General features: G+C 63.3%; 18 protein-coding genes. 13 read left to right on the forward strand and 5 right to left on the reverse strand.

The features are described from left to right. The first annotated feature begins 526 nt into the window (after nucleotides 1-526). The 7 genes from JQ635_RS36375 to JQ635_RS36405 all read left to right on the forward strand — a co-directional run bounded on the left by JQ635_RS36375 (nucleotide 527) and on the right by JQ635_RS36405 (nucleotide 6,382). The gene (locus JQ635_RS36375; protein ID WP_211414581.1) at nucleotides 527-1,660 is read left to right on the forward strand and encodes a DUF262 domain-containing protein; all 1,134 of its coding nucleotides are present in this window, start codon (nucleotides 527-529) and stop codon (nucleotides 1,658-1,660) included. Nucleotides 1,661-1,690: 30 nt separating this feature from the next. Next, nucleotides 1,691-2,179 (forward strand): hypothetical protein, encoded by a 489-nt coding sequence (locus tag JQ635_RS36380; RefSeq protein ID WP_211414582.1) that lies wholly within the window; start codon nucleotides 1,691-1,693, stop codon nucleotides 2,177-2,179. Between the two features lie 16 nt (nucleotides 2,180-2,195). Next, nucleotides 2,196-2,780, forward strand: coding sequence for a hypothetical protein (locus JQ635_RS36385; RefSeq protein ID WP_211414583.1), 585 nt, complete (start codon nucleotides 2,196-2,198; stop codon nucleotides 2,778-2,780). A 427-nt stretch (nucleotides 2,781-3,207) separates the two neighbouring features. Beyond that, nucleotides 3,208-3,621, forward strand: coding sequence for a hypothetical protein (locus JQ635_RS36390; RefSeq protein WP_211414584.1), 414 nt, complete (start codon nucleotides 3,208-3,210; stop codon nucleotides 3,619-3,621). A gap of 125 nt (nucleotides 3,622-3,746) precedes the next feature. Beyond that, nucleotides 3,747-5,621, forward strand: coding sequence for a molecular chaperone HtpG (gene htpG / locus JQ635_RS36395; RefSeq protein WP_211414585.1), 1,875 nt, complete (start codon nucleotides 3,747-3,749; stop codon nucleotides 5,619-5,621). A 182-nt stretch (nucleotides 5,622-5,803) separates the two neighbouring features. Further along, entirely contained in the window at nucleotides 5,804-6,085 is a 282-nt protein-coding gene (locus JQ635_RS36400; RefSeq protein WP_211414586.1) for a DUF3551 domain-containing protein, read from the forward strand. A gap of 27 nt (nucleotides 6,086-6,112) precedes the next feature. Then, nucleotides 6,113-6,382, forward strand: a complete 270-nt coding sequence (locus tag JQ635_RS36405) for a DUF3551 domain-containing protein (RefSeq protein WP_211414587.1) — start codon at nucleotides 6,113-6,115, stop codon at nucleotides 6,380-6,382. Between the two features lie 22 nt (nucleotides 6,383-6,404). On the opposite strand, the gene JQ635_RS36410 is transcribed toward JQ635_RS36405, so the two are convergent. Both JQ635_RS36410 and JQ635_RS36415 read right to left on the reverse strand, forming a co-directional pair. After that, on the reverse strand, nucleotides 6,405-7,109 hold the full coding sequence (locus JQ635_RS36410) for an SGNH/GDSL hydrolase family protein (protein WP_211414588.1): 705 nt from the start codon (nucleotides 7,107-7,109) through the stop codon (nucleotides 6,405-6,407). An 89-nt stretch (nucleotides 7,110-7,198) separates the two neighbouring features. Next, the gene (locus JQ635_RS36415) at nucleotides 7,199-8,188 is read right to left on the reverse strand and encodes a Bug family tripartite tricarboxylate transporter substrate binding protein (protein ID WP_211414589.1); all 990 of its coding nucleotides are present in this window, start codon (nucleotides 8,186-8,188) and stop codon (nucleotides 7,199-7,201) included. Nucleotides 8,189-8,523: 335 nt separating this feature from the next. Between JQ635_RS36415 and JQ635_RS36420 the strand changes: the two genes are divergently transcribed. From JQ635_RS36420 to JQ635_RS36440, 5 genes are all read left to right on the forward strand, one after another. Beyond that, on the forward strand, nucleotides 8,524-10,338 hold the full coding sequence (locus JQ635_RS36420; RefSeq protein WP_211414590.1) for a long-chain-acyl-CoA synthetase: 1,815 nt from the start codon (nucleotides 8,524-8,526) through the stop codon (nucleotides 10,336-10,338). A gap of 144 nt (nucleotides 10,339-10,482) precedes the next feature. After that, complete coding sequence (locus tag JQ635_RS36425) at nucleotides 10,483-10,728, forward strand: acyl carrier protein (protein WP_015688794.1); 246 nt, start codon at nucleotides 10,483-10,485, stop codon at nucleotides 10,726-10,728. Continuing rightward, a complete protein-coding gene (locus tag JQ635_RS36430) occupies nucleotides 10,715-12,097 on the forward strand; it encodes a class I adenylate-forming enzyme family protein (protein WP_211414591.1) in 1,383 nt (460 codons plus the stop codon). The genes JQ635_RS36425 and JQ635_RS36430 overlap by 14 nt, the downstream gene beginning before the upstream one ends. Beyond that, nucleotides 12,090-12,812: an SDR family NAD(P)-dependent oxidoreductase gene (locus tag JQ635_RS36435; RefSeq protein ID WP_211414592.1), complete on the forward strand. Its 723-nt coding sequence runs from the start codon at nucleotides 12,090-12,092 to the stop codon at nucleotides 12,810-12,812. The genes JQ635_RS36430 and JQ635_RS36435 overlap by 8 nt, the downstream gene beginning before the upstream one ends. Nucleotides 12,813-12,938: 126 nt before the next feature. Further along, entirely contained in the window at nucleotides 12,939-13,148 is a 210-nt protein-coding gene (locus tag JQ635_RS36440; RefSeq protein WP_211414593.1) for a hypothetical protein, read from the forward strand. Here the strand turns inward: JQ635_RS36440 and JQ635_RS36445 are convergent. Continuing rightward, nucleotides 13,145-13,534, reverse strand: a complete 390-nt coding sequence (locus tag JQ635_RS36445) for a hypothetical protein (RefSeq protein WP_211414594.1) — start codon at nucleotides 13,532-13,534, stop codon at nucleotides 13,145-13,147. The genes JQ635_RS36440 and JQ635_RS36445 overlap by 4 nt on opposite strands. A 205-nt stretch (nucleotides 13,535-13,739) precedes the next feature. Here JQ635_RS36445 and JQ635_RS36450 point away from each other — a divergent pair, with 205 nt between their 5' ends. After that, nucleotides 13,740-14,885 carry a DUF3095 domain-containing protein gene (locus tag JQ635_RS36450; protein WP_211414595.1) on the forward strand — a complete coding sequence of 382 codons (1,146 nt, stop codon included), beginning with the start codon at nucleotides 13,740-13,742 and terminating at the stop codon, nucleotides 14,883-14,885. A gap of 151 nt (nucleotides 14,886-15,036) precedes the next feature. Here the strand turns inward: JQ635_RS36450 and JQ635_RS36455 are convergent, their stop codons facing one another. Both JQ635_RS36455 and JQ635_RS36460 read right to left on the reverse strand, forming a co-directional pair. Then, nucleotides 15,037-15,471: a DUF2147 domain-containing protein gene (locus tag JQ635_RS36455; protein WP_211414596.1), complete on the reverse strand. Its 435-nt coding sequence runs from the start codon at nucleotides 15,469-15,471 to the stop codon at nucleotides 15,037-15,039. A 96-nt stretch (nucleotides 15,472-15,567) separates the two neighbouring features. Then, complete coding sequence (locus JQ635_RS36460) at nucleotides 15,568-16,953, reverse strand: MATE family efflux transporter (protein ID WP_211414624.1); 1,386 nt, start codon at nucleotides 16,951-16,953, stop codon at nucleotides 15,568-15,570. Between the last annotated feature and the right edge of the window lie 71 nt (nucleotides 16,954-17,024).

The raw sequence follows: 17,024 nt of genomic DNA on the forward strand, positions 1-17,024 counted from the left end.
GGGAGCAGCGTGCTCGTCGCATCTTCATCGAAGAGCGTGCAGCTTCCCTTCAGAAAGAGCGCCACCGCGAATTCGCTATCAGGACAGAAGTATCGACTTACTTCCGCATAGCCTATTCGTCGGTTAGTTTCTGCGGGTCGGGGCAGATTGGATTCAGTGTTCACAAGGACAAATTCTTCGAACCGTGTGTCTCTGATCTGGACGTGGCTTGCATCGATGTTGAGCTATTCCAAAGAGCTTGGATTGACGTCGTGTCCGCGACTCGTGCGTTCACTGACCTTACCCCCTTTGGAAGGCGTCCCCTGCAACGTATTGAACACTTCAAGGATCAGATACTAAGGCGAGGTATGATTCGGGTTGACGCTATGCCGCAATCGTCTCTGAGCCAACAGTGGTCCGAGTTTCAAGGTCGGCTAAGCCGAAGTCACACCGCCATCTTCAAGAATATCAATTTTGCAATTTACATGAATGAATATGCCTTCTGCTGGAAGCAGGACGCCGTGCTATCAGAACTCATAGGCTGAACATGCTCAACGATCTCAAATACACGGTTCGATCGCGAGAGATAATCGATCTTGTCGCGGCCATGCGTAGCGCACGCTTAACACTGTCGCCTTATTTCCAGCGAAACCTCGTATGGCGAGACGCACACAAGCGCGACTTCATAGATACAATTATGAGGGGGTATCCTTTCCCGCAGATATTTCTTGCGCGGGGGCCGATCGACCTCGATACGATGGAGGCTAGCCAGGCTGTTGTGGACGGTCAGCAGCGGCTGAATTCAATACGCGACTTCGTTGATGGCAAGTTGGATTTTGAAGGTAGGGCTTTCCGAGAGCTCACGCAAAAGCAGCGTGAAGATTTCCTCAAGTACGAAGTGGCCGTCATTGATTTCGATCTCGATGCGGGCGACCCTCGCTTGAAGGACGTATTTTACCGGTTAAACCGGACGTATTATTCTCTATCCGCTATTGAAAAACTTGCTTCGGAATACTCTGCGTCTGAGTTCATGCTCGTAGCCCGCGTGCTCTGCGGTGAAATAGTCGGCCATCCGCCAGACGATGACGAGTTGGGCGAGGTCGGTAGCGAGAATGACGCTGAGGAGCCGTTGGCGGCGAACATCTTCAGTCGTGATCCCGGTATTGATGCGGCCACTTGGGAGTGGCTTCTTTCACAAGCTGAGGGACCTTACACCAGCCTCGTGCGATCCAAAAACATCTTCACCAGCTTTGAATTCGATCGCAAAGTCCCGCTGATGTTCACCTTGAATCTGATGTGCACGTACATGACCGGGTATTTCAAGCGGAATGACCGAGTCCGTAAGTACCTCGAAGAACGCGCCAGCAACTTTCCCGAAAGAGATGAAGTGATCGCTGCAATCAACCTAGCGAGTAAATACATCGGGTCTTTGGATATTCCGGAAGGCTCGATTTGGTGGAACAAGGCAAACTTTTTCACCCTCGTTTCTGAGTTTTCACGATTGCCCTTTATCATGAACCGGCCCGCGTCAGAGACGCGAAGCAGGCTATTGGAATTCTCCAACAACATGCCTGCGGATTATGCCCTCGCGGCGCGCGAGGGAGTTGGACAAAAAGCAGAAAGAGAAGTTCGAGGGAAAGCCATTCGTGGTTTATTGGCGTCTCAGCAGATAACTCCTTAAACGACGCCTTGCTCAAGGCTGGAGGCTGGAGTGGCGCGAGACATAAATGAGGCTGCCGAGATTCTGAAAGAACACGGGCTCGATTTAGCTCAAGTTCTGAGGGATACCCACGCGGAGACCATGCTGAGGATTGGCACTCAGCTAGATGATATTCTCCAGACAGCGCTCCGGACTCATGCTCTCCACACGGTCGGAAAGGACCTTGATGACCGGCTGTTTCAGCCGCCTAAAGGCAAACTTCAAACGCTGGGCTCGAAGATAAAAAAGGCGCAGACGGTCGGGCTATTGGACGCCGCAACCTTTGCGGATGCCGATCTCCTCCGGGAGATTAGGAACGAGTTTGGCCACCTGAAAACCAAGTTACATTTTGATCATCCGAAGATCGTTGCGCTGGCTGGCAGACTTAGCACTTACGAAGCGGCGGAGACGAACCAAGCGGCCATCTTCGCGGCCACCGACAAGGTTGTGGATCATGTGCGTGCGGCGCTTAAAAACCTGAAACCAGTAGCGCAGGCCTGATCAAGGGAGGTTGGCCGTGGATCCGACTAAAAGACCTTGGGCAGATGACGGCGAACCTTCGGCGGATGCGATCTTCGCCGCTGTCGGAAAGGCGCTCTCGCGCTGGGAGCTGCTTGAGAGTGCTGTGGCGGGTTTGTTCACGGTGATAACGGTTGGCAACTATTACGCTCCGACTAGCCCCATGCTGCAAGCCTATTCGGCTATAGCAGGATCGGACAGTAGAATACGGATGGTTCGCGCGGCTCTAGAGAGTTGGCTGCTGACTTGGCCTCTCTGTCCGCTTGGACCCAACGCTACCGACCTGCTGAAGCAATGCGGCAGATGGGCTGGCCGCAGGAATGATATCGCACACGGGATAGCGGATATATGGTTTGACGATGCTCACTGGTATCTATTCCCCGGTCTCTATGCCGGGAAGGGCAGAACAGTGCTAGCAAACCCTGAGCAGGGAAAACCGCTTATCCATCGCCCCGACTACCGCTACAACGCGGAGATAATAGAGGCGTTCGCTGATCAATTTTTGAGCCTCTACAACCGGATGAATGAAACGACGTCGGCGCTGGGCGAGTGGTATCGTATCGCCCACGACGGCCAACGCTAGCGTACCGCCCGTTACCTCAGGATCGCTGCCCGATCCCTTGTCCAAATCTTTGGGCCTTCCCGCTACTCATTCACGTTCGATGTCGATAGTCCCCAATAGAGGGGCGTTGTCCCATGGCTCCTATCCGGTGTGGAGGTGGAGTAAAAGGTGGGAAAGCCGAAAACTTGGCCGAAACGCCCAGACAAAAGTAAGGCGCGACTGGCATCACCACAGTCGCGCCCTACGTCGCCGGCTTATGGGGCAGGGGGGAATAGCCGGCTGTTGAGACGACTCCCGACTGCTAGAGTCGTTCCAGGCGGTTGCGAATTTTTTTTGCATGGGCGCCCCGACCTTTTCGCACACGGTTAAGTGATCGTGACGGCTGAGAACCCCCGGTCCCCGGCTCGCGTTGTTCCCGCGATCGCCATGGGGCGAGGGATTGACAGCCATGTCACAGATTCAAAAGGTATTTTTGAGCGCCGCCGCGATTGCCGCAACGCTTGGCGCCGTGCAACTTGCCTCCGGCCATGATCTGGCCGACCGCTGGCAGGCGGTCGCCGACAAGTCTGCCAAGCCGGACCACAACGTGAATCGGGTCGGCAAGGCCGACCGGCTGGCCGAGATCAAGCAGGCCGCAGTTCCGACCCGCACCGTGTCGATGCGGCTGAACGACCTCGCCGATACCTCGGTGCTGCTGCGGGTCCCCGCGGTGATCGAGACCGGCAACGCCAAGCCGCCGGTGCTGCTCCAGAACCAGAAGAAGCAGCAGGGCCGCAACAAGCCGACGATCGCCTGCGAGCCGATGGTCAGCTCGCTGACCGAGGTCGCCAAGCTGCTCCAGCCCGGCCGCTGCGTGACTTGATCGCCCATCGCCTATGGGCAGGATCGCCTCCGCCGTAGGCGGGGGCTAACCGCCTCACGTCCTCTTGATCCGCCCTCTCATCGCGTTATATCCGGGCTTTCCCCTTTGATTGACCGGGTAAACGCATGACGACGTCAGATACGGCTGTGCACACGCAGCCCTTCCAGGCCGAGGTTTCCGAGCTTCTGCACCTCATGGTGCATTCCGTCTATTCGGAGACCGACATCTTCCTGCGCGAGCTTGTCTCCAACGCCTCGGATGCCTGCGACAAGCTGCGCTACGAGGCGATCGCGACTCCGGCGCTGCTGGGCGAGGGCGACGCGCTCAAGATCCGCATCATCCCGAACAAGACGGCCGGAACGCTCACGATCGCCGACAATGGCATCGGCATGGAGCGGCAGGAGCTGATCGACCATCTCGGCACCATCGCCCGTTCCGGCACCAAGGCCTTCGTGTCCAAGCTGAAGGAGGCCAAGGACGGTCTCGGCCTGATCGGCCAGTTCGGCGTCGGCTTCTATTCCGCCTTCATGGTCGCCGACAGGATCGTCGTCATCAGCCGCCGTGCCGGCGAGAGCGACGTCTGGACCTGGACGTCTTCCGGCGGCTCCGGCTTCGAGATCGCCCGGGCGAGCGAGGAGGACGCTTCGCGCGTCGTGCGCGGCACCGAGATCGTCCTGCACCTGAAGGACGACGCCAAGAAATATCTCGAAACCTACGAGATCGAGCGCATCGTCGGCGCCTATTCCGACAACATCCTGTTCCCCATCGAGTTGGTGCCGGAAGAGGGCGAGCCGCGCCAGATCAACTCGGCGAGCGCGCTGTGGCAGCGCTCGAAATCCGAGCTTTCGGCGGAGGATTACAAGAAGGCCTATCAGCAGATCGCCTCGGCCTTCGACGATCCCGCGATGACGCTGCACTACCGCGCCGAAGGGCGCTACTCCTACGCCGTGCTGCTGTTCGCGCCGTCGACCAAGCCGTTCGACCTGTTCGAGCCGAACCGCAAGGGGCGGGTGAAGCTCTATGTCCGCCGCGTCTTCATCACCGATGATGCCGATCTCTTGCCGGGCTATCTGCGCTTCATCCGCGGCGTCGTCGACAGCGAGGATCTGCCGCTCAACATCTCGCGCGAGATGCTCCAGAACAATCCGCAGCTGGCGCAGATTCGGAAAGCCGTCGCCACTCGTGTCGTGTCCGAGCTCGAAAACCTAGCCGACAAGGACCCGGAGAATTTTGCAAAGATATGGGACGCCTTCGGCGCGGTGCTGAAGGAAGGCGTCTACGAGGATTTCGAGCGCCGCGAGAAGCTGCTGGCGCTGTCGCGCTTCACCACCACGACGGGCGAGAAGCGGTCGCTGGAGCAGGTCGTCGCCGATTTCAAGCCGAACCAGACCGAGATCTATTATCTCGTCGGCGACAGCATCGAGCGGCTGAAGTCCAACCCGCGGCTGGAAGCTGCGACCGCGCGCGGCATCGAGGTGCTGCTGCTGTCCGATCCGGTCGACGCCTTCTGGACCTCGATGCCGACGGAGTTCGAGGGCAAGCCGCTGAAGTCGTTGAGCCAGGGCGATCTCAACCTCGACCTGATCCCGCGCCTCGACGACAAGGACGAGGCGAAGAAGGACGAGCCCGTCGCCGATGAAGCGGCCACCATCGCCGTGATCAAGGCCGCGCTCGGCCAGCGCGTCAGCGACGTCAAGGCCTCGACGCGCCTCACCAGCTCGGCCTCCTGCCTCGTCGCCGACAGCCAGGGCCCGAGCCGCGAGCTCGAGCGCATCCTGTCGCAGCAGAACCGCGGCATGCGCACCAAGCCGGTGCTCGAGATCAATCTGCGCCATCCGATGGTGGGCGCGATCACCAGGGCCCCGGCCGGCTCCGGGGACGTCGACGATCTCAGTCTGCTCCTGCTCGAGCAGGCGCAGATCCTGGACGGCGAGTTGCCGGAAGACCCCGCGGCGTTTGCGGCGAGGCTGAACCGGCTGGTGCTGCAGGGGCTGGGCTAGCTTCGCGCGGCTTCGTTCGTCGTCATGTCCGGGTCAGGTCCGGCCATGACGACCGCGTCGCGAGAAGCCCACCTCACCTTGCCGTCATATGTCCTTGGGAACAGTCGCCTCCGCGGCGGTGTTATGCCATAGGAGGCTGTCGGCATCAGATCTGCCGACGCCATCGATTCGAGGATGTCTCCATGCGTTTGCCGATCCTGACCCTCACCGCGATTGTCACGTTGTTTGCTGCGGCAGATGCGCGCGCCCAGACCTATGACCCGCGCTATCCGGTGTGCATGCACGTCTACATGCCGGGTGGCTTCGGTGGTGGCGGCGGCGACTATTACGACTGCTCCTTCACCTCGCTGCCGCAGTGCCGCGCCACGGCTTCGGGACGCTCCGCGAGCTGCGACCTCAATCCCTATTACGCCTTCGACGAACCGCCGCCGCCTCCGCGCAAGCGTCACAAGAAGGTGTATTGAGCAATCCGGAGCGCAGGAGCGTTCGTCATGCGTTTCTCGTTTGGCCAGGTCGTGATCGTCGGTGCGGTGCTCGCAGCCGCGCCGTCGCACGCGCAGACCTTCGACCCCAGTTTTCCCGTCTGCATGCACGTCTATTCCGGCGCGAATGGCGGTGGCGGAGAGTGGTACGACTGCTCCTTCACGTCTCTGCCGCAATGCCGCGGCACCGCTTCAGGCCGCGCCGCGACCTGCGATCTCAATCCGTATTATCCGGTCAGCGCGCCGTCGCCACGCCTGCGTCGCGGGCGAAGCGGCTAGCTTCCTTTATCCGGATCAAGTCTTAGGTGCCGTGAGGCGCCTTGTCGGTCGCGACGGCGATCGCGTCGGCCAATTGCCAGCTCATCTTGTCCGTGGTCCAGTCGCTGGCATGCAGCCTGCTATCATCGCCCGGGTCCACTAGGCGGTCGAACGAGATCTGCGCGACCTCGTGCCAGCCCTTCATCAGCGCGAAGCGGCGGAAGACGTTGACGCCCTTCTCGCGCGCGATCCGGCTGATCGCCTCGACCATGGCCTCCGCCTTCTCACGCTTGGCCGGCGTCAGCACTGCCGGCACATATTGAAGGTCCATCAGGATCACGTCGATCTGCTTGGCGCCGAGCAGTTGGTCGACACCGTCACGAATGGCGTTGGTGGTGTCGGCGAACGAGGGACCGTCGGCCTGCCACACCGAATTAGTGCCGATTTGCCAGATGACGAGATCGGGCTTCAGGTCGAAGACGTCGTGCTCGAACCGCTTCAGCTCCAAAGGCGCGTCTTCGCCGCCGACGCCGCGGTTGATCACCTCGATTGCGACATTTGGAAATTTGATCCGAAGAGCCGCCAGCAGCCGCTGCGGATAGGGAGCGATGCCTCCTTCGCCCGCCGTGGTCGACGAGCCGATCGCGACCACCCTGGCCTGCCCAGCTTTCACGCAACGGGCGAAATTGATCAGTGGCTGCTCGAACGGCGCGGCCTGGACGGGAAACTCCAAGGGATCGAGAGCCACGGGTCGCCTCCCTTTCAACTCCGACAACGCAGGGTAGAAAAGAATAGCCGGTTTACCCGGGATCGCCTAGCCGCGGCGGGGCTGGATCGCTATTCCTTCCTGATCCCCGACAGCTCGACCACCTTGCGCCAGCGCTCGGTCTCCGCCGTCAGCATGCCGCCGAACGCGCCGGCATTGCCGTGCAGCGGGATCGCGCCGAGCTCGGCGATGCGGGCCTTGATCTCGGCGTCGGAGAGTGCGGCGTCGATCTCGCGGTTGAGCAGGTCGACGATTTCGAGCGGCGTGTCGTGCGGCGCGCCGACGCCGTAGAACGAGCTCGTCTCATAGCCGGCAAGTGTGTCGGCGATCGGCGGCACGTCGGGGAGGATCTCCGAGTGTTCGCGCGTGGTGACGCCGAGCGCGCGCAGCTTGCCCGCGCGCACCAGCTCGAAGGACGAGGTGACGTTGTCGAACATGCCCTGGATCTGGCCGCTCATCACGTCGGTCAGGCCCGGCGCCGAGCCGCGATAGGGCACATGCGTGAACTGCACGCTCGCGAGCGACTTGAACAATTCGCCGGACAGATGCAGCGAGGTGCCGATGCCGGAGGAGGCGATCGACATCTTGCCGGGATTGGCCTTGGCGTAGGCGATGAAGTCGGCGACTGTCTTTACCGGCAGATCATTGTTGACGACCAGCACCAGCGGGATCCGCGCCACGCCCGCCACCGGCGCGATGCTCTTGGCGAAATCATACGGCAGCGCCGGATCGAACGAAGCATTGATCGCGTTCGCAGTCGAGGTCAGCAGCAGTGTGTGGCCGTCGGGAGCCGCGGCGATCACGGCCTGCGTCCCGATATTGCTGCCGGCGCCGGGCTTGTTCTCGACCACGAAGGTCTGGCCGAGCCGGTCGGACAGGCGCTGGCACAGCAGCCGTGACAGCACGTCGGTCGCGCCGCCCGGCGCGTAGGGCACCACCCATTTCACGCTACGCGAGGGATAAGAGGGGTTGCCGAGCGCAAAGGCGCGTGGTGCGGCGAGCGTGACTGCGGCACACGCGGCAGTCTGAAGGAAATGTCGTCTGGTGATCGTCATCTGCATCCCCGCTCTTCTTCTTCCTTCTCCCCTTGTGGGAGAAGGTGGCGCGCAGCGCCGGATGAGGGGTTTTCTCCACTTGCGAGATTGCCTGTGTGGAGAGAGACCCCTCACCCGTCGCGCTGCGCGCGCCACCCTCTCCCACAAGGGGAGAGGGTGAGAGTGCCACTCAGCATTTGCTGCTATCGCAAGAATCGCACCAGGCCGCACGCCGTTCCCGCCGGCTTGGTAAAGGATGACTAGAGTTAATCGCGCACTAACCGGCTTTTACCTTGTCTCTTAACGCCTGGGCAGGACGCGATGGATTAAGCTGCCCGAACCAGCAGACACGTTCCGAAAGAATGAACGGCATGACCACCGGCGTCATCGAGCAACCGAAAGCCGCGCGCGCGCCCTCGGCATCCAGGATCTGGCTGAAGGCCATCGAGCTCACGGCGCGGATCGAGACGCTGCCGGGCCGCCTGTTCGCTGACGTCGTCGACGATTGGGCGCAGCGCCAGCCCGACCGCATCGCGCTGGTCATGGACGATGCGATGCTCGACTATGACGGCCTCTCGAAGCGGATCAGCCGCTATGCGCGCTGGGCCCGCTCCGTCGGCGTGGCCAAGGGCGACACCGTCGCACTGATCATGCCGAACGGCATCGACTATGTCGCCGCGTGGCTCGGCATCAGCCGCGTCGGCGGCGTGGTCGCGCTGATCAACATAAAACTCATTGGCCAATCGCTCGCGCATTGCCTCGATGTCGCGAAGCCCCTGCATATCATCGTCGCGCACGATCTGATGGCGACGCTGGAGAGCGCGAAGCCGCATCTGAAGACGGAAGCGAAGATCTGGACCCATGGCGATGCCCGCAGCGAGCGCGCCATTGACGTCGCGCTTGCCGCGCTGGACGACGGTCCGCTCCTGGCGGAGGAGCATGGCGGCGTCACCATCGATGACCGCGCGCTGCTGATCTACACCTCCGGCACCACCGGCCTGCCCAAGGCGGCCAGCATCAGCCATCGCCGCATCCTCAATTGGGGTTTCTGGTTCGCCGGTCTAACAGGCGCGAGCCCGCAGGACCGGCTCTATGACTGTCTGCCGCTGTTCCACTCGGTCGGCGGCATCGTCGCGCCCTGCAGCATGCTCGCTGCCGGCGGCTCGGTGGTGATCGCCGAAAAATTCTCGGCCTCGAATTTCTGGTCCGACATCGTGCGGCACGACTGCACGCTGTTCCAGTACATCGGCGAGCTCTGCCGCTATCTGCTCAAGGCGCCGCCGTCGGAATACGAAAACCGGCATCGGCTGCGGCTTGCCTGCGGCAACGGCCTGCGCGGCGACATCTGGGAGGATTTCCAGGGACGCTTCGCCATTCCACGCATCCTCGAATTCTATGCGGCCACCGAAGGCAATTTCTCGCTGTTCAACGTCGAGGGACAGGTGGGCGCGATCGGCCGCATCCCGCCGCTGCTCGCGCATCGCTTTCCCGCGAGCCTCGTCAAACTCGACCCCGACAGCGGCGCACCGCTGCGCAATGAAGGCGGCTTTTGCCTGGCCTCCGCCCGCGGCGAGGCCGGCGAAGCGATCGGCCGCATCGGCACCGCGGACCAGGGCGGTGGTCGCTTCGAGGGCTACACGGATGCCGGCGAGACCGAGAAGAAGATCCTGCGCGACGTCTTCGCCAAGGGCGATGCCTGGTTCCGTACCGGCGATCTGATGCGGCTCGACGACAAGGGCTTTTTCCATTTCGTCGACCGCATCGGCGACACGTTCCGCTGGAAGGGCGAGAACGTCGCGACCTCGGAGGTGAACGATGCCGTGCGCGATTTCACCGGCGTGGTCGATGCCACCACCTACGGCGTCAGCATCCCCGGCACCGACGGTCGCGCCGGCATGAGTGCGATCGTCGTGAACGAGGGCTTTGACGTCACCGCGCTGTCTGCCCATCTCGCGCAGCGCCTGCCGGCTTACGCCCGCCCGGTTTTCATCCGCATCTCGCGCGAGCTCGATGCCACCGAGACCTTCAAGCAGAAGAAGGGTGAGCTCGCCCGCGAGGGCTTTGACCCCAGCGCGATCTCCGATCCGCTGTTCATGCTCGAGCCGAAGTCAGGCGCCTATGTCGCGCTGGACGGGAAGGCCTATGCGGCAATCTCCGAGGGCGCGATCCGGCTGTAGCGCAACCAAAATCGGGAGATAGGTCCAATTTTATCTGAATTGTCCAAGAAGCCATTTACTTCTGTCGGGTAAACAGACGGCCATGGGGAGGCGGTCATCAAGAGCCGCCACAACAACGAGATCGATAACAAAAGCGAGCCAGCCATGTCGGTAAGGTCTAAGGTCATCGAAGCGATCCAGCAGATCGCCAAGGAGCAGCACGTCACGCTTCCCGCGCTCTCGGACGATCTGTCCCTGCACGAGACGGGTTTCGACTCGCTCGCCTTCGCCATTCTGGTTGCCCGCCTCGAGGACGAGACCGGTGTCGATCCCTTCACCATTTCCGAGGACGCCGCGTTCCCCGCCACGGTGGGCGATTTCGTGCGGGCCTACGAAAATGTCCCCGCGTGAGATTTTTGCGCTCCGCGACTATCTGAGCCCGGAGCTCAAGGGCCGCACGATCTCCGATGCGCATGATGTCGTGTCGCTGACCGACATCCTGTCGCACACGGTTCTGGGGGGCCGCCTGCACGAACTGTCCGGCCGCGCCGTGCTGCTCAAGCTGTCCGACCAGCTCCGGTCCGGCCTTGCCATGATCGAGCTCGACGGTATCGCCCGTCGCATGCTGCTGTGTCCGCCGGACCTCAACCCGGCACATCTCGACGCCCTGATCGCGGATGCCGGGATCGATGCTGTCGTCACCGACGAGCCCGATCGTTGGGCGGAGACCGGCGTGCCGCTGATCGTCACCGCACACTTGCCGCTTCAAGCCACCGCGCCAGCCAGGACCGAGCGCGCCACCGAATGGCTGATGCTCACCTCGGGCACGTCGGGCGTACCCAAGATCGCCGGCCATACGCTGGAAGCGCTGACCGGCGCCATCGTTGCCGAAGGCCCCGCGCGCGGACCTGCGCCGGTGTGGGCCACCTTCTACGACATCCGCCGCTATGGCGGCCTGCAGATCTTCCTCCGTGCCGTTCTCTCCGGCGGCTCGATGGTGCTGTCCGATCCGCATGAGGCGCTCGCCGATCATGTCGCGCGGCTGAACGCGCGCGGCGTCTCGCACATTTCCGGCACGCCCTCGCATTGGCGCAAGCTGTTGATGAGCGGTTCGGCCGCGCAATTCGCACCGCGCTACGTCCGTCTCTCCGGCGAGATCGCCGACCAGGCCGTGCTGGACGGCCTGAAGGCGGCGTTCCCGAATTCCTCCGTCGGCCACGCCTATGCCTCCACCGAGGCCGGCGTCGGCTTCGCCGTCAATGACGGGCTGGAGGGTTTTCCCGCCGATTATCTCGGCAACCGCAACGGCGTCGAGATGAAGGTCGTCGACGGCTCGCTGCGCATCCGCTCGACGCGAACGGCGCACGCTTACATCGGCCGCAATGCCGCAGCGCTCACCGATGCCGACGGGTTTGTCGACAGCGGCGACATTGTCGAGCTGCGCGGCGACCGCTATTATTTTGTCGGCCGCCGCGGCGGCATCATCAATATCGGTGGACTGAAGGTCCACCCCGAGGAGATCGAAGCGGTGATCAACCGTCATCCTGATGTGCGGATGTCGCAGGCGAAATCGCGCAAGAGCCCGATTACCGGCGGCATCGTCGTCGCCGATGTGATCCTTGCCGACGGCACGGAGCAGGCGCGGGTGAAGGAAATTCGCGACCAGATCCTGGAGCAGTGCCGGGCCCAGCTCGCGTCCCACAAGGTGCCGGCGGTGATCCGCTTCGTCGAGGCGCTCGATGTCACCCCGGCCGGAAAACTGGCGCGCACCGATGCATAACGTTCTCGTCACCGGCGGCAGCCGCGGCATTGGACTAGCGATCGGCAAGCGCCTGGCCGCTGCCGGCTTCAATGTGATTGCGGCCGCGCGGCGCGAGAGCGACGAGCTCAAGGCCGCGATTGCCGAATCCGACGGCCACCTGCATTTCCGTGCCTGCGATCTCGCCGTGATCGACGCGATCCCGGCCTTCGCAAAGCTCGTGCGCGACGAGTTCGGCCCGATCTACGGCCTCGTCAACAATGCCGGCCTCGGCACCGAAGGCCTGCTCGCCACCATGCACAATTCCGAGATCGAGGCGCTGGTACAGCTCAACGTGCTGTCGCCGATCATCCTCACCAAATATGTAGCGCGGCAGATGATGGCCGACGGCGCCGGCCGCATCATCAACATCTCCTCGATCATCGCGACCACGGGCTATAATGGCCTGTCGGTCTACGGCGCGACCAAGGCGGCCGCGACCGGCTTCACCCGTTCGCTCGCGCGCGAGGTCGGCAAGCTCGGCATCACCGTGAATGCGATCGCGCCGGGCTTCATCGACACCGAACTCACGCACAATCTCTCGGACGAAGGCCGCAAGCGCATCGCTGGCCGCAGCGCGCTGCGCCGTTTGCCGGAGACGGATGACGTCGCACGCATGGTGGAATATCTCCTGGGCGATGGCGGCCGCAACGTCACGGGCACCGTGTTCACGATCGACGCCGGGAATACGGCGTAGGCGGAACCGGGCTGCCACAATTGCGTTGATCCGGCGCAATGACAGCACGCCGGTTTTGGTCGTAAGATGCCCCGCAATCGATTGGGTTACGTCAATCGATCTGCCCTAATCGAAGGGGAGCAGTCGATGGCCGCTTCAAACTTGACCGCTTCAAATCATGCCGCGACCGCGCCGTCGCGCGCGAAGCCGGACGATGTCCGCTGTCCGCCGATGTCGCATCAGAATTCCGGCGATCACGGTCACGAGATGTATCCGCAGCAATTCGTGCGTCTCGTCGGTTGCCACGACGTCCCTGCATCCGCGCTGCGCAAGCGCCAGGATGAGAAGCTGCACTAGGTCCGATGCTGCTTTGGCAGGTCAATCCGCTCGTGTGAGAATTCCGGCGGGCCCTCGGTGAGGCGGCGGATGCGGCGCTCGCGTTCGTCCTCGGGCAATGCGGGATCGAGCAGTCCCTCGATTTCCTGCACCGCGGCCTCCTCGATCCGGGTGGCGTCCGATGCGACCGAATGTGCTGATGTCGGTGCGGCTGGCGCGATCTTCAGGCCGAGCTCGACCAGCTTGCAGATTGCATCCGAGCGCGACAATTGATGGGCCTCGGCCCAGGCATCTACAGTGGCGGTGAGCGTCTCCGGCATTTTCACCGCACTGATCGCATCGAGCCCCGTGCGCCGGCGTACCGGCGAGGCGGAGTCCTTGCTGCCGAAATCAGACACCCAGATCATCCCCACGCGATCGTTACAGATGGATCAACCGTAAACGTCATTTGCAGCCGGCTGTTTGATGCCGATCAATGACGAACTGCGGCATTGCGGCGCGGTGCGATCTTGTTGTCCGGCTCCATTTTGGCCAATGATCGGGAAACGAACCCTGATCGCCCCTGCCACGTATCTCGTTCGGACGCGCATCCCAACCATCCGGCATCATCCGATGACATCAGGCGAATCCTTTTACGGCGGCATTTCCGTCTTCCGCGGCTTCACCAGCCTGATGGATCCCACGCTCTATGCGCCGCTGCCGGACGATTGGAGCATCGGTGTCGCCGACATCGTCGATTCCACCAAGGCGATCGCGGCGCAGCGCTACAAGGCGGTCAACATGGCCGGTGCGGCCGTGATCGCGGCGGTGACCAATGCGCTGGAGGGGCGGGAATTTCCCTTTGTGTTCGGCGGCGACGGCGCGAGCTTTGCGGTCGCGCCCGGCGATCTCGACCGCGCCCGCGATGCGCTCGCGGCGACCGCAACCTGGGTGCGGGAGGATCTCGATCTGAAGATGCGCGTCGCGCTGGTGCCGGTGAACGCCATCCGGGCGCAGGGCCTCGACGTGCGCGTCGCGCGCTTCGGTCCGTCGCCGAACCTGTCCTATGCGATGTTCTCCGGCGGCGGGCTCGCCTGGGCCGATGCCGCGATGAAGCGCGGCGAGTTCGCGGTCACGGAAGCGCCCGCCGGCACACAGCCGGACCTCTCGGGTCTGTCGTGCCGCTTCGAGGTGATGCCGGCTGCGCGCGGCCTGATCCTGTCGGTGCTGGTGATGCCGACGCGCGGCGTCGATCCGCACGCCTTCCGCAAGGTGATCGAGGACATCATCCATCTCGTCGAGCGCAGCCCGGAGGGCGGCCGCCCGGTGCCGCCGCAGGGGCCGCCGCTGAAATGGCCGCCGCAGGGGCTGGACTTTGAGGCGCGCGCCAGGCGCGGCGGTCCGCTTCTCGCGCGCAGAGCCAGCGTGCTGGCCTATACGCTGTTCGCCTATCTGATCATGCGCTTCGACCTCAAGGTCGGCGGCTTCGTGCCCAGCCTCTACAAGCGCCAGGTCGTCGAGAACTCGGACTTCCGCAAATATGACGACGGCCTGCGCATGATTCTCGACTGCACGCCGCAGCTCGAGCGCGCATTGAGCGATCGTCTTGCGGCCGCCGCGCGCGACGGCATCGTACGCTACGGCCTCTATCAGCAGGATGCCGCGATGATGACCTGCTTCACGCCGTCGGCGCTGCGCAGCGATCACGTGCATTTCATCGACGGCGCGCGGGGCGGTTACGCCTCGGCGGCGACGGCGTTGAAGGCGATGACGGGGTGACACACTCCCGTGCCCCGGACGCAGCGCAGCATGAAATGATGCGCTGCTGAGCCGGGGCCCATGTCTCCAAGTCGTACTGTGCGGCCTGCTGGGTCCCGGCTCTGCGAAGCGGCGCTGCGCGCCGCATCGCGTCCGGGACACGAGAGCGAGCTCACCGCCCCGCGCGCGTCCAGGTCTCGCCGCCGCAGAGTGCGCCGACGCAGCCTTCGACCCGCAGCGAATCCGCACCTGTCACCGAGACACTGCTCGCATAGGTGCTGCCGTCATCGGCGTTGTAGATCTGGCCCGACCATTTGCTTGGCCCCACGGGCTGCATGGCGTTGAACAGCGGCAGGCCGATCATCGGACGCTTGGCGAGCGCGGGATTGGGATTCTTGCTGTCGGTGGCGGGTTGGCCGGTCGCGGTGTCCATGGGCTCGCGCAGCCAGACGATGTGGCCGCAGATGCCGCCGCCGCACTTGCTGATCTTGACGCGGGCATCGCCGGCCTGGGTGAGCCAGGTCCCGTCGGCACTCTGCGCATGCGCGGTAGTCGCGCCAAGCAGCGCAGTCAGGATGACGGAGAGGATGGCGAATCTGCTGAACATGGAGCGGCCCTGAAAAATGGAGGCGCCTCCATAGCAGTCCGGCAGGATAGTGCAACGCCGGATTGAATCACATTCCTGCGCGTGATTTGCCTGCGCTCATTTGCCCCAGCGCGCGAACGCGACCGAGGCTGCGGTCAAGAGCCCGAACACGACCATGGCGCCGCCGACCAGCGCAAACAACGTCCAGGCCGGTGCCTGCGCGGTCATGAGGCCGATCCCGCCGATCGCGACGATCAGCAGCCGCGCGGTGGAAGCGAGCACCGGACCGCCAACGCGTGCGGCGCCTTGCGAGGAGAAATACAGCGACACGCCCATGCCGAAGAACACGAAGGCCGGACCGGCCCAGTGGAAATAGCTGTGCGCCGCCGCGGTAACGCCGGGATCGCGCGTGAACAGCGACACCCACAGCGCGGGATCGAGTGCGACGACGAGGCCGATCGTGCCGACCGCAAGCCCCGAGGCCGCTGCTGCCGTCCACGCAACGCGCCGTGCGCGCGCGACATGTCCGGCACCCATCGCCATGCCGACCATCGGCACCGAGGCGATGCCGAAGGCGAAGGTGATCGGGATCAGCAAAAACTCCAGCCGCGAGCCGATGCCGTAACCGGCCAGCATCTCGGTGCCGAAGGTCGCGAGGATTTTCGTGAAGATCAGGATGGTGAGCACGGTCTGGAGCGGCGACAGGCAGGCGACGGCGCCGACCTTGAGGATGTCCAGGAACATCGCGCGTTCGAAATGGAAGGCGCGGAAGTCGAGCTGCAGCCGGCTACGGCCGGACAGGAGATACCAGAGGAAGAAGATCGCGGCGCAGCTGAACGCGATCAACTGGCCGCTCGCAACGCCGGGCATGCCGAATTGCGGCGCGCCGAACAGGCCGAGCCCCAGCGTGCCGCCGAGCGCGATCTGGAGCACGCTCGCCCCGATCAGAATCATCGAAGGCAGGCGCATGTCGCCGGTGCCGCGGATCACCGAGGCCAGCGTATTCACGAGCCAGATCGCGACCGCGCCGGAGAACAGCACCTGTGAATAGCCGCTGGCTTCTTCGAGCACGCGCTCTCGCCCGCCGAGCAGCGTGAAGAACGAGCGGCCGAAAACCAGCATCATCACCGTGAAGAACAGTCCGCCGCAGAGGCCGATGATGGCGGCATGCAGCGCCAGCGTCGCGGCGCGCTCGCGATTCCCAGCGCCGAGCGCGCGGCTGATCGCCGACGAGACGCCGCCGCCCATTGCGCCCGCGCTCATCATCTGCGTCAGCATCGCGAACGGAAACACCAGCGCGATCGCGGCCAGCGGAATGGTGCCGAGCCGGCCGATATAGGAGGTCTCGGCAATCGCAACCAGCGTGCTGCCGACCATCGCGATCATGTTGGGGATGGCGAGCCGCAACAGCGTCGGCAGGATCGGGGCGGTCAGGAGGCCGGCGATGGGGGAGGCGACCGGCGCACGGGGCGGGACGGCGTCTATCGGGGCGTCGATCGTCATGTGCCACGGTGCGGAATATTGAATGATGGACGACATACTATAGGGCGCGCGACACCTGCGCCAGCCCTCAT

It is taken from the genome of Bradyrhizobium iriomotense (genome assembly GCF_018130765.1).
Taxonomy (GTDB): Bacteria; Pseudomonadota; Alphaproteobacteria; order Rhizobiales; family Xanthobacteraceae; genus Bradyrhizobium; species Bradyrhizobium iriomotense_A.